Below are 12,473 nucleotides of genomic sequence, written 5' to 3' on the forward strand. Positions count from 1 at the left end.
ATCGTATCGGTGACCGTTCTATCAGGCGATTAGCCGAGGATTAACCGTTCGAACGGACGATCGCGAGCATGACTCGTCTTCGCAAAGCTGTTGCGTCGGCCGCTGTCCTCGTGGGGACCGCGGTCGTCTCGATCGTCCTGCCCGGCCACGCCAACGCCGCCGAGTACGGCTGCTCCGGCGCGCTGATCGACACCTGGCCGGTGAAGTCTCCGTGGAACACGATCAGCCACATCCGGCTCTACTACAACTCCAGCAACGGCTGGAACTGCGCGGTCAACGTGAAGACCGCGTACTACTCGCAGTTCAAGCACGATGCGTCGATCTCGATGTACAACGAGGACTTCCGCGAGGACGACAACAACCGACCCGGCTACAACAACGACTTCGACAGCGGCAAGTTCCAGTACTACGCGGGCCCCGTGAAGGTGTACGGCAAGGGCAAGTGCGTCGTGATCAACGCCGACACGTGGTACTACGACGAGCACGCCCACAAGAACACCGGCGCTGTGCACTGCTGAGTGGTCTGAACCTCGAAAGCAACCTCCCCCGGAGCAGCACGTCTTGTGAGGTGGCAACACACAACAGAATCTGGGGGATTCTCGTCATGACCCACGTCAGCCGACGTACCGTGCTGGCGGCGGGTGCCACCGCTGCTGCCGCGACCGCGATCGCCAACTCGGGCATCGCGTTCGCCGCAGGGGCGGGGGCCCGCAGCCTGCCCACCGGGGGAAGTTTCGTCAACATCGTCGCGCACACGGACGACGACCTGTTGTTCCTCAACCCCGACATGCAGCCGTCCATCCTTTCCGGACAGCCTTTTAGGACGATCGTCCTCGGGGCCGACGAATGGAACGGCTCCAACGGGATGACCCGCGAGCAGCTCGCGGCGAGCGTGCAGGAGGGGTCACGCGCCGCCTACGCGAAGCTCGCGGGACAGCCGAACAACTGGGTGCGCGACACCAAGGAAGTCGCGACGATGATCGTCGAGATCGACACGCTCGTCGGCGCGCCGAACGTGCAGTTGATCTACCTGAGCCTGCCGGACGGCCTCGACGACAACCACCTCGACGCGCTCTCCAAGCTCTGGGAGGACCCGAACTACGTCACGCCCACGATCCTGCCGGAGGGCAGCCCGGTCGGGCAGGTCCAGTGGTACAACCAGGCCGACCTGAACAACGTGCTCCTCGCGTTGCTCGACGAGTTCCAGCCGACCGTGATCCGTACTCAGGACCCGTTCCCGAACGCGGCGCTCAACCCGGAGCACCACGAGCACGACGACCACGTCGCGGCGGCGAAGTTCGCCACCAAGGCGGCCAAGGCCTACGAGGGGCCAACCGGGCGCGGTTTCGCGCTGCTCACCCGTTATCGTTGCTACAACACGGAAGTGTCGCCCGCGAACGTGCCGGACGCGCTGCTCGGACCGAAGACCGCGGGCTACCGCGCGTACGGCGAGCACGACCCGGAGACCGGGAACTCGTTCGACATCAACCTCGCCCGCAACTACCACCGCTGGCCGGTCGCGGCGCCGTGGGCGATCGTCGACAGCACCGGCACGCTGCACGCGTTCGTCGCCGCCGGTGACTCGATCATGTGGTGGCACCAGGCCAACGGCGGTGCCTGGATCGGGCCGGAGAACCTGCGCTCGGGCACGTTCGCGCCGGGTGTCGCGGTGGCGTTGAAGGGCGACGGCAAGCTGCAGATCGCGGCGCTGAACCTCGACAACGGGTCGATCGTCACCGCGGGCCAGACCGCGCCGGGCGGCGGCTTCGGCAACTGGATCGAGGTCGGCAACCCGGACGGCGCCGGCCCCGCCTACGGCACGCCGTGCTTCGGGGTGAACGCCGAGGGGCTGCTGGAGCTGTACGCGGTCAACGCGAACGGCGGCCTGAGCAACGCCTGGCAGGAGGGCGCCGGCTTCAGCGGCTGGGTGCCGGTGACCGGCGGCAACCTTTCGCTCCTGTCGCCACCGGTCGCGTTCACGTCGTCCACCGGCCGGTTGCACGTGTTCGTAGACGGCAACGGCACTTTGCGGCATTGGCACCAGAACCCTGCCAGCAGCACGGAATACAAGCCGATCACCGCCGTGGAGTGCACGCACGCGCCCGGTGTCGCCATGGACGGCGACAAGGTGCGCGCACTGGTCCGCGAGCACACCGACGGCGCCGTCGGCACGATCGCCGAGGGCTCACGCAACGGCACGTTCGGCGGGCTCGCCCACCTCGGTGGCCAGGGCGGTGTCGGGCCGGTCGCGGCCGTGACGTCCGGTGGCGCTTCGGGGAAGGTGCTGGCGTTCGCGCGCAACGACAACTACGGCATCAGCGTGGCGCGGCAGACCGACGGCAACACGTTCTCGCCGTGGGAGGACCTCGGCGGCTACGCGGAGGTCGGCCCGGCGGCGGTGCGCGACGCGATGGGCAACGTGCGGGTGCTGATCGTCGGCGGGGACGCGAAGCTCTACGAGCGCAAGCAGACCACGCCCGGCGCGGGGAGTGCGTTCACCGACTGGCAGCCGGCCGGGAACTAATCGTGAGTGGTTTGCGTCGCCATAACGACGGAAACCACTCACGACTCAGCGGTCACTCAACGCGATCTTCACGCCGAGTCCGATCAGGACGGACGCGGTGATCCGGTCGAACCAGACCTTCACCCGTTCCCTGAGCAGGACTCGGCGTGCCCGGTCGGCCGTCCACGCCACGGCGGGCAGCCAGATCAGCCCGATCGCCAGGTGGATGCCGACCAGCAGCACACCCCACGCCGCCGTGGCCGACGCCGGGAGGAACTGCGGCAGCAGGCTGAGGTAGAACACGCCGGGCTTGGGGTTCAACAGGTTCGTCGTCAGGCCCATCCGCATCGCCGACCGCACGCTCGTCGGCGGCCGTGGTTCCGCCGCGGGCTTGGATTTCCGCAGCGCCGTGACACCGAGGTACACCAGGTAGATCGCACCGAGGACGCGGACCACGTCGTAGGCGAACTTGGAAGTGGCGAGCAGTGCCGTGAGACCGATGAGGCCCGCGGTCGCCCACACGAGGCAGCCGAGCGTGGACCCGAACACCACGGCCACCCCGGCCCGGCGTCCGCTGAGTAACGAGGTTCGCACCACGAGCAGCGTTTCCAGGCCGGGCGTGACCACGGTCAGCACGGCGACGATCGTGAAGCTGAGCAAGGCGCCCCAGGTCATGGGCGCACTCTAGGCCGCCGCGAACGTCACGCGGGAGCCCCACGATGCACGTCACGCATCGTGGGGCTCCCGCGTGACGGAAAACGAGGGGGTCAGACTGAGGCCGCGACCGCGGCGCCGTAAGCCGCGAGGCCCTCGGCGGTCGGGTGCAGCGGAACGGTCGGCTGGACCGGCACCAGGCCCTCGATGTAGCGGTGGCCGATCGGCGCACACGTGTCGTACCCGACGGTCACGGGTGCCAGGTCGACGAACTTCGCGTTGTGCGCCAATGCCTGCGTGCGCATCGCGGCGCTCAGCTCGTCCACCATCGCCTGCATGAAGTTCGCGTCCCGCGCCCAGATCGGCTGCACCGGCCAGCACCCGTTGTGCCGGATGTACGTGCCGTACCCGGCGACGATCACCTCGGCGTCCGGCGAGCGGCGGTGGATCTCCTCCAGCGCGATGCCGAGCTTCGGCGCCCACGCCTGGATGGCCAGCGAGACGGAGTTGCCCAGCCGGTCCGCGCACGAGACGCCGACCGGTTCGGGCAGGGCATTCACGCAGCCCAGCGCGGTGCTGACGAGGCTGACGTCGTTGCCGCCGATGGTCAGCGTGACCAGGTCCGTGTCCGGGCGCAGCGCGTCGTACTGCGGCGGCACGAAGCCGAACTGCTTGGCGGAGAAGTCGTTCACCGTCGCCCCGCCGCAGCTGACGTCCGTGAGCTTGGCGTTCAGTTTGCTCGCGACCACCGCGGGCCAGTTGCGGTTGGACCGCGTGCAGACCAGGTCGACCTGGATCGGCACACCGCTGCCGGACACCGACGAGTCGCCGAGCGCCACGTAGTTCAACTCGGCCGCTGACGCCGGTGAGGCCAGACCCATGAGGGTCAGTGCTGCGACCACCGCGTACCTGATCCGCATCGCTCCTCCTTGAGCTACCCGTGGGTAACCCGATGATGGCCTAGATCGGTGACCGATGGAACCAGCGGAAAGTCGGGTAGCGACCACGACCGATCAAGTAGAAAGGGAGTCATGCGGACGATCGACTGGGGGAACGGCCGGATCATCGCGATCGAGCAGACGCTGCTGCCGGGCGAGCTGACGACGCTGGAGATCGACACGGTCGACCAGCTGATCGACGCGATCGGGCGCCTGGCGATCCGGGGCGCGCCCGCGCTGGGCGTGGCCGGTGCACTCGGGGTCGCGCTCGCCGCGGTTCGCGGCGGGGATGTGCGGGCGGAGGCGCTTCGGTTGCGCGCCGCCCGGCCGACCGCGGTCAACCTCGCGTGGGGCGTGGACCGCGTGCTCGCGGTCGCCGACCAGGGCGTGGACGCGATGGTGGCCCTGGCCGTGGAGATCCTGGAGGACGACGTCCGGCGCAACCGCGACCTCGGGTTGCGCGGCGCGAAGTGGCTGCTCGAACGCCTCGACGGACCGGTGAACGTGCAGACGCACTGCAACGCCGGCGCGCTGGCGTGCGTCGAGTGGGGCACCGCGCTCGGCGTGGTCCGGGCGTTGCACGAGGCCGGGTCGCTCGGGCACGTGTACGTCGACGAGACCCGGCCGTTGCTGCAGGGCGCGCGGCTGACCGCGTGGGAGCTCGCACAGCTGGGCGTCGAGCACACCGTCGTGGTCGACTCGGCGGGCCCTTCCGTGATCGCGCGCGGACTCGCGGACGTCGTCATCGTCGGCGCCGACCGGATCGCCGCCAACGGCGACGTGGTCAACAAGATCGGCACCTACCCGCTGGCGCTGGCCGCCGCGCGCGCCGGGATCCCGTTCGTCGTCGCCGCGCCCGAGTCGACCGTCGATCTCGCCACCTCCACGGGCGCGGACGTGGAGATCGAGATCCGGTCCCCGGCCGAGGTCGGCGTGCCGAACGCCCTGAACTACGCCTTCGACGTCACGCCGGCCGACCTGGTCACGGCGATCATCACCGACGAACGGGTGGTCCATGGAAAACCGCTGGGCTGACACGATCTCCGATCCGCTCGACGCGTGCGTGTACGCCTCGCGGCTGCTCGGGTCCGAGCCCGACCTCGTCCTGCACGGCGGTGGCAACACGTCGGTCAAGATGTCCGTTCCCGACATCACCGGTGCCGCTACCGATGTCCTGTACGTCAAGGGCAGCGGCTGGGACCTGGCGTCGATCGAACGTGCCGGGTTCGCGCCGCTCCGGTTGGATCGCCTGCGTGCGCTGCTGACCGTCGAAAGCCTGCCCGACAGCGCGATGATGAACGAGCTGCGCTGCGCGTTGCTCGACGCGAGCGCTCCGGACCCGAGCGTCGAGACGCTGCTGCACGCCCTGTTGCCACATCCGGTCGTGCTGCACAGCCACGCCGACGCCGTGATCACCCTGACGAACCTGGAGAAGCCGCTCGTCGAGGAGGTCTTCGGCGACCGCGTCGTCGTGATTCCGTACGTGATGCCGGGGTTCGACCTGGCGAAGACGTGCGCAACCCTGTTCCCTCAGCTGGTCACGTCGCGGACCATCGGCATGGTCCTGATGAACCACGGCCTGTTCACGTTCGGCGCGGACGCCCGTGAGGCCTACGACCGGCACATCGAGCTGGTCACGTTGGCCGAGGCGCGGCTGTCGCCGTTGGAGTTCGAACCGCAGTTCATCCCCACGGTGGATCCGGTCGACCTCGCGGCGCTGCGCAAGGAGATCTCCGCCGCGGCGGGCGCTCCGATGATCGTCAGCCGGCACACGGACAAGGCCTCGATGGCGTTCACCGACCGCCGCGACCTCGCCGACGTCGCCACCCGCGGCCCCGCGACCCCGGACCACGTGATCCGCACCAAGCGAATCCCGTTGGTGGGCAGGGACATCGCCGGTTATGTCGCCGACTATCGACGTTACTTCGAGGAGCACGCCCGTCCGGGCCTGACGATGCTCGACCCGGCACCGCGGATCGTGCTGGACAACCTGCTGGGCATGCTGTCGATCGGCCGGCGCGCCAAGGACGCGGACATCGCGCACGACATCTACGTCCATACGATCCGCATCATCGAACGGGCCGAGGCACTGGGCGGCTACCGCGCGCTGCCGGCGAGCGACCTGTTCGACATGGAGTACTGGGAGCTCGAACAGGCCAAGCTGCGCCTGGCCGGCGCCCCGGCCGAGTTCACCGGCGAGGTCGCACTGGTCACCGGCGCCGCCTCCGGTATCGGCCGCGCGTGCGCCGACGCGTTGCGCGCTCGCGGGGCGAGCGTGATCGGCGTCGACCTCACGCATACCAAGTCCACTTCGGACTATCTCGGTGTCCGCGGCGACGTGACCAATCCCGAGGACCTCGAGGATGCGATCCGCCTTGGCGTGGAACGGTTCGGCGGCATCGACATGGTCGTGGCGTCGGCGGGCGTCTTCCCCGGCAACACCCCGATCGTGTCGTTGCGTGAGGCGGAGTGGGCGCGGGCGATGGATGTGAACGCCTCCTCGGTGGCCTCATTGTTCAGCCAGGTGCATCCGGTGCTGCGCCTGTCCCCGCGCGGCGGCCGGGTCGTGGTGGTCGCGTCGAAGAACGTGCCCGCACCGGGACCGGGCGCCGCGGCCTACTCGGCGTCGAAGGCCGCTGTCACCCAGCTGGCCCGCGTGGCGGCTTTGGAGTGGGCGGCGGACGGGATTCGCGTCAACGTCGTGCACCCGGACGCCGTGTTCGACACCGGGTTGTGGACGCCCGAGGTGCTCGCGCAACGTGCCGCCCACTACGGGATGACCGTCGAGGAGTACAAGCGCCGCAACCTGTTGGGCACCGAGGTCACCAGCGCGACGGTCGGCAAGCTGGTCGCGTCACTGTGCTCGGACGCGTTCGCGTGCACGACCGGCGCGCAGGTGCCGGTGGACGGCGGGAACGAGCGGGTGATCTGAGGTCGTGAGTGGTTTCCGTTGCCAGAGCGACGGAAACCACTCACGACTCAGGTCGTGTAGTCCGCGTTGATCCTGATGTATCCGTCGGTCAGATCGCAGCCATACACGGTGAACTGACCCGAACCGATGCCCAGCTCGATGGTGATCACGACCTCGTCGCCGCGCATATGCTCCGCGGCAGCGGCGAGGACCTCGTCGGTCGAGGGCGCCGGGTAGGTCTCCACGTCGCCGAACCGGATGACCACGTTCGCCGGGTCGATGTCGAGCTCGTCCTCGCACTTGCCGATGGCCATCGCGACCCGGCCCCAGTTCGGGTCCGCGCCGTGCACGGCGGTCTTGACCAGCGGCGAGTTGACGACGACCTTGCCGACCCGCTTGGCCTGCGCGTCGTCGCGCGCGCCGAGCACCCGCACCTCGATCAGCTTGCTCGCACCCTCGCCGTCCGACGCGATCTGCCGGACCAGCCGCAGCGCGACGTCGTAGAGCACGGTCTCGAACGCGGCCTCGTCCACCGGGCCCGCGAGGCCGTTGGCGAAGACCGCCGCGGTGTCGCTGGTCGAGGTGTCCGTGTCGATGCTGAGCGCGTTGAACGTCTTGTCGACCACGCGGCGGAACACCCGGTCGAGCACCGGCTGCTCCAGCTCGGCGTCGGTGAAGAAGAACGTCAGCAGCGTCGCCATGTTCGGCTCGATCATGCCGACGCCCTTGGCGATGCCGGTGATCGTAGCGTCACCGCACGGCAGCGTCACGTGCTTGGCGACCGTGTCCGTGGTCATGATCGCGGTGGCCGCGGCGGCGAAGTCGGCCTCCGGCGCCGGCCACGGAAGCGCCTCCAGCCCGGCACGCACATCGTCCATCGGGTACTGACGGCCGATGACGCCGGTCGAGGCGATCAGCAGCTCCTCGGGGTTCAGCCCGGCCGCCTTGGCGACGATCTCGCGCACCTCGCGCGCGTTCTGCATGCCCTCCGCGCCGGTGGCCACGTTGGCGTTCTTGGAGATCACGACGACACCGCGGGCGGCACCTCCCGCTGCGGACTCACGGCTGAGGACCACGCTCGGCCCGGCGAATCGTGAGCGGGTGAAGACCGCCGATACCGCCGCGGGCACCTCGGACACGACGAACGCGAAGTCGTCGCCGCCCTCCTTCATGCCCAGTCCGGTGGTCCAGCCGCGGAAGCCGTGCGGATGCATGGCGCCGTCCTCTCCAAATGAATAGTCATGCAGTCTAGCCGATGAGGATACCGGCCCTGCGCCCATGCGGCAGCATTTGCAACTAGGGAATGCACCTTAATTACCGCACGATTCCCACCCTGTGACCGAGGTCACGTCTACCAACTGGCGGTGAATATACATCCAGGCTCATGCATGGATCTTGAGCTTGGCCTTAGACGCACTCGATGACGCTGGCCGCGGTGGACGTGGCCAGCACGCGACGCACGGTCAGGCCCGCCTGGGCCAGCAGTTCGCGGTACTCCGCGGCGGTGCGTTCACGTCCACCGGTCACGGTCAGCATGATCAGGTCGAGCAGCCGGCTCAGATGCGGCTCGTCGCCGTCCGGCAGGATCTTCTCCACGATCAGCAGCCGGCTGCCGGGTTTCATCGCCTCGGTGCACCGCCGCAGAATCCGCAGGCACGTCTCGTCGTCCCAGTCGTGCAGGATCCGGGACAGCACATAGGCATCCGCTCCAGCCGGAACCGCTTCGAGGAAGTCCCCGCCGACGACCGTGCACCGGTCGGCCATGCCACTGGCCTCGATATGCGCCCGCGCGTCCTCGACGACATCGGGCCGGTCGAACACCACACCGCTCAGTTCCGGGTTGCGCTGCAGCATGGCAATTAATCGCGTGCCGACCCCGCCGCCCACGTCGACCACTCGTTCGGCCCACGAGAGGTCGTACGCTTCGGCGACCGCCGTGGGTTCGTCGCCCTGGGTCGCGATCATCATGCGATTGAACGACGTCACCGCGTCGGGATCGCGGCTCAGCACGTCGAAGAACGGGGCGCCGTAAGCGATCTCGGGTCCCGTGCGGCCGGTCGCGACCCGTTCGGGCAGCACGGCCAGACTGTCCCAGAACATCGGCCCCTGCATGGTCAGCACCATGTCACGCGTGCCGGTCGGATGTCCGCTTTGCAGGGTCTGCCCGGTCTCGGTCAGCGAGTAGCGCTGATCATCGCTCCGCAGCAGTCCGGTGCCGGCCACCGCGCGCAACACCTGGCGCAGCGGAATCGGTGCCACGCCTAGTTTTTCGGCGAGCTCGTCGCTCGACTGTGGACGGTCGGCCAGCAGGTCGGCGATACCGAGGTCGGCCACGACGTACAGCGCGCGGGCGAGGAACACCGCGTGCATCGTCGACAGCACCGCCTGCGGCGCACCACCGTTCATCAGATCAGGCCGGTGATGTTGGGCTCCACGCCGAGCAGTGCCCGGCCGAACGCCTCGGCGTTCATCGCCGGGCTGATCATCGCGTGGCGCAGGGCGGTCTGCATGTCGCGCAGGTAGATGTTGAGCGGACTGGACTCCGACACGGCGGACGCGCCGTGCGCCGACACGAGCACGTCCACCGCGTCACCGCACTGCTTCACAGCATGTGCCGCGTGCAGCCGGAGACGTGCCCGCTTCAGATAGTCCGGATAGGTCCCTTCGACCGCGTGACCGTCCACGACGTCCGCGCAGGAGTACGCGAGCATCCGCGCGACGTCGATCTTCGCGGAGGCGTCGGCGACCGCGAGCTGGAACGCCGCGGAGTCGCTCTGCCGCCGGTAGCTGGTGAACGAGACGCCCCGCGTTCCCGCCAGCCCCACCACGTGCTCCAGCGCGGCTTCCGCGGTCCCCAGGTAGGTCGAGATCATGTACGTGAGCAGCGTCGGCACGAACGCCGAGCGGTAGCGCCCGGCCTCCTGGCCCAGGTCACCCGCGATGGCCTCGCGCATGCGCAGCACCCGGTGCTCGGGCACGAACACGTCCTGCCCGATCAGCAGGTTGCTGCCGGTGCCGCGCATCCCGACGGTGAACCAGGTGTCCTTGACGCGCAGCTCGCTGACCGGCACGACAGCCAGCCCGTTCTCCTGCTCGCCGAACGGGAACCCCAGCAGCGCCCACTTCGCGTACAGACAGCCGGACGACGGGAACCACTCGCCGGTGAGCCGCCACCCACCGTCCACTTGCTGCGCCTTGGAGCGCGGCGTCAGCACCGTGCACACGTGCGTGTCCGGCCCGTCGGCGTAGACCTCGCGCTGAACCTCTTCGGGGTACAGGCCGACCAGCCAGTCGCCCGCGCCGAGGATCATCACCAGCCAGCTGGCCGACGGATCCCCTTTGGCCACCTCGGCAGTCGCATCGACAGCCGTGCGCATCCCAAGTTCCATGCCGCCCAACGCGTTCGGCACGAACATCCGGAACAACCCCGCGTCCGCCAGCGCCGCCATCGCCTCGTCGGTGAGCCGGCGTTCCCGGTCACCGGCCGCCTGGTTCGCCTCGAGGACCGGCCGCAGCGCAGCCGCCCGTTCGACAAGCTCAGTGGATTCCCGCACAGTCCCCCGCTTCCGTCCCTGCCTCCACCCTATTCCTCGTCAAGATCGAATGCCGGGGAATAGTCCGCTGGGAGCTGAACGACTGCTCCGGGCGTTCGGCCGGTGCCACCATGCCCCTATGGCCGAAATCCTTCAGTTCCCGACCCCGGAGCCGCTCTGGCGTGAGGCACTGGGCCGGAGCCTGCGCGAGACCAGAGAGGACCGCGGCGACCGCCTGGCCGACGTGGCGGAACGCGCCGGCATCTCGCCGCAGTACCTGTCCGAGATCGAACGCGGCCGCAAGGAACCGTCGAGCGAGATGATCGCCGCGGTCACCGGCGCGCTGGGCGTCTCCCTGGCCGACCTGCTCATCGACATCGCCCACGACGTCCGCCGCGGTCCCGTGCTGATGGCCGCCTGATCAGGCCCGATGCTCGATGACGCGGTCCGCGAGCCCGTAACCGACGGCCCCCGCCGCGTCGAACACGCGGTCCCGGTCGGTGTCGTGCCGCAACTCCGCCACGTCACGCCCGGTGTGTTTGGAGAGGATCTCCTCCAACTGTGCCCGCACCCGAACCACCTCGTCGGCCTGCAGGATGAGGTCCGGAATAGCGCCACGCCCCTGTGCCGCGGGCTGGTGCAACACCACCCTGGTGTGCCGCAACACGGCACGCCGCCCGGCCTCACCGGCGGCGAGCAGGACGGCCCCGGCCGCCACCGCCTGCCCAACGCACGTGGTGGCCACCGGCGCCTTGATGTAGCGCATGGTGTCGTACAACGCGAGCATCGCGGACGGATCCCCGCCCTCACAGTTGATGTAGAGGTTGATCTCGTCCTCGGGGTTGTCGGACTCCAGGTGCAACAGCTGCGCGATCAACGTGTTCGCCACCCCGGAGTCGATCGCCGTACCCAGGTAGACGATCCGCGCACTCAGCAGGTGCGAGTAGACGTCCATAACGCGCTCGCCGCGCGCGTCCCGCGTGATGACGTTGGGAATGGTGTAGGTGCTCATGCGCGCACTCCCATCTTCGTCCGCACCGGTACGACCTGGCCGAGGTCGCCGACAACGTGGTCGATGAAGCCGTACTCGAGTGCCTGCTCGGTGGTGAACCACCGGTCGTGCAACGAGTCGGCGAAGATCCGGTCGAACGGCTGCCCGGTGTCCTCGGCGATGATCCCCAGCACCGTGTCCCTGGTGTGCCGCAGGTCGTCCGCCTGCACCTCCACCTCGACGGCCGATCCACCGATCCCCGCCGACCCCTGATGCATCAGGATCCGCGCGTGCGGCAACGCGAACCGCTTGCCCGGCGTGCCCGCCGACAACAGGAACTGCCCCGCGCTGCACGCCAGCCCCAGCGCGAGCGTGGCCACGTCGCACGGCACCAGGCGCATCACGTCACGAATGGCCAGCATCGCGGGCACCGAGCCGCCCGGCGAGTGGATCCACAACGCGATGTCCTTACCCGGATCCTCACTCGCGAGGGACAGCAGCTGCGTGGCGAGCACCGTCCCGTTGTCGTCGTCGAGCACGCCGTCGAGGACCAGAACCCGTTGACCGAAGAACCGTTCCCGGAGCCGATGGTCGAACAGCGGCTGCTTCTCGTTGTTCGTCATGGCCCCGACGATGCCGCCGCCGCGAGTCCTTTCGCCGCTTTCTCTGCTGTGGGCAGATCAGCCCCAAGCGGACGAGAAGGGCGACCAGCTTCCCGCTTTCCCGATCAATACCGACGCCCACGCGCGGGGTCCGGGGGCGCAGCCCCCGGCTGGGGTCTGGGGGCTAGGCCCCCAGAAAACACCACGGGCGAGGTGCCGGTTCGCGCTTTCCGCGAACACACCTCGCCCGAGATCCGTGCCCCCGGTGCGACTCGAACGCACACTGGACGGATTTTGAGTCCGCTGCCTCTGCCGATTGGGCTACGGGGGCCTGGCGGGCA

General features: G+C 68.8%; 12 protein-coding genes and 1 tRNA gene. 5 read left to right on the forward strand and 8 right to left on the reverse strand.

Annotation, left to right across the window (positions count from 1 at the left end; translation table 11 throughout):
• Positions 1-68 precede the first annotated feature (68 nt).
• Both QSK35_RS08620 and QSK35_RS08625 read left to right on the forward strand, forming a co-directional pair.
• A complete protein-coding gene (locus QSK35_RS08620; RefSeq protein WP_285744006.1) occupies positions 69-518 on the forward strand; it encodes a hypothetical protein in 450 nt (149 codons plus the stop codon).
• Between the two features lie 86 nt (positions 519-604).
• Complete coding sequence (locus QSK35_RS08625) at positions 605-2,524, forward strand: DUF8189 domain-containing protein (RefSeq protein WP_285744008.1); 1,920 nt, start codon at positions 605-607, stop codon at positions 2,522-2,524.
• Positions 2,525-2,569: 45 nt separating this feature from the next.
• Here QSK35_RS08625 and QSK35_RS08630 read toward each other — a convergent pair whose 3' ends face one another.
• Together QSK35_RS08630 and QSK35_RS08635 are read right to left on the reverse strand one after the other, a co-directional pair.
• On the reverse strand, positions 2,570-3,178 hold the full coding sequence (locus QSK35_RS08630) for a LysE family translocator (RefSeq protein WP_285744010.1): 609 nt from the start codon (positions 3,176-3,178) through the stop codon (positions 2,570-2,572).
• A 92-nt stretch (positions 3,179-3,270) separates the two neighbouring features.
• Complete coding sequence (locus QSK35_RS08635; RefSeq protein ID WP_285744012.1) at positions 3,271-4,077, reverse strand: SGNH/GDSL hydrolase family protein; 807 nt, start codon at positions 4,075-4,077, stop codon at positions 3,271-3,273.
• A 111-nt stretch (positions 4,078-4,188) separates the two neighbouring features.
• On the opposite strand from QSK35_RS08635, the gene mtnA reads away from it, so the two are divergent.
• Both mtnA and QSK35_RS08645 read left to right on the forward strand, forming a co-directional pair.
• Positions 4,189-5,130, forward strand: a complete 942-nt coding sequence (gene mtnA / locus QSK35_RS08640) for an S-methyl-5-thioribose-1-phosphate isomerase (RefSeq protein WP_285744014.1) — start codon at positions 4,189-4,191, stop codon at positions 5,128-5,130.
• On the forward strand, positions 5,111-7,027 hold the full coding sequence (locus QSK35_RS08645; RefSeq protein WP_285744016.1) for a bifunctional aldolase/short-chain dehydrogenase: 1,917 nt from the start codon (positions 5,111-5,113) through the stop codon (positions 7,025-7,027). The genes mtnA and QSK35_RS08645 overlap by 20 nt, the downstream gene beginning before the upstream one ends.
• Positions 7,028-7,074: 47 nt before the next feature.
• Here QSK35_RS08645 and argJ read toward each other — a convergent pair whose 3' ends face one another.
• The 3 genes from argJ to QSK35_RS08660 all read right to left on the reverse strand — a co-directional run bounded on the left by argJ (position 7,075) and on the right by QSK35_RS08660 (position 10,560).
• Positions 7,075-8,220 carry a bifunctional glutamate N-acetyltransferase/amino-acid acetyltransferase ArgJ gene (gene argJ, locus QSK35_RS08650; RefSeq protein ID WP_285744018.1) on the reverse strand — a complete coding sequence of 382 codons (1,146 nt, stop codon included), beginning with the start codon at positions 8,218-8,220 and terminating at the stop codon, positions 7,075-7,077.
• Positions 8,221-8,413: 193 nt separating this feature from the next.
• A complete protein-coding gene (locus tag QSK35_RS08655) occupies positions 8,414-9,412 on the reverse strand; it encodes a methyltransferase (RefSeq protein ID WP_285744020.1) in 999 nt (332 codons plus the stop codon).
• A complete protein-coding gene (locus tag QSK35_RS08660) occupies positions 9,412-10,560 on the reverse strand; it encodes an acyl-CoA dehydrogenase family protein (RefSeq protein ID WP_285744022.1) in 1,149 nt (382 codons plus the stop codon). The genes QSK35_RS08655 and QSK35_RS08660 overlap by 1 nt, the downstream gene beginning before the upstream one ends.
• A gap of 118 nt (positions 10,561-10,678) precedes the next feature.
• Here QSK35_RS08660 and QSK35_RS08665 point away from each other — a divergent pair, with 118 nt between their 5' ends.
• Positions 10,679-10,960 (forward strand): helix-turn-helix domain-containing protein, encoded by a 282-nt coding sequence (locus QSK35_RS08665; protein WP_285744024.1) that lies wholly within the window; start codon positions 10,679-10,681, stop codon positions 10,958-10,960.
• On the opposite strand, the gene QSK35_RS08670 is transcribed toward QSK35_RS08665, so the two are convergent.
• From QSK35_RS08670 to QSK35_RS08680, 3 genes are all read right to left on the reverse strand, one after another.
• A complete protein-coding gene (locus tag QSK35_RS08670; RefSeq protein WP_285744026.1) occupies positions 10,961-11,551 on the reverse strand; it encodes a ClpP family protease in 591 nt (196 codons plus the stop codon).
• Complete coding sequence (locus QSK35_RS08675) at positions 11,548-12,153, reverse strand: ClpP family protease (protein ID WP_285744029.1); 606 nt, start codon at positions 12,151-12,153, stop codon at positions 11,548-11,550. The genes QSK35_RS08670 and QSK35_RS08675 overlap by 4 nt, the downstream gene beginning before the upstream one ends.
• Positions 12,154-12,389: 236 nt before the next feature.
• Positions 12,390-12,463 (reverse strand) — tRNA-Leu (locus tag QSK35_RS08680).
• Positions 12,464-12,473: the final 10 nt, after the last annotated feature.

It is taken from the genome of Lentzea sp. NBRC 105346, assembly GCF_030269605.1.
Classification (GTDB): Bacteria; Actinomycetota; Actinomycetes; order Mycobacteriales; family Pseudonocardiaceae; genus Lentzea.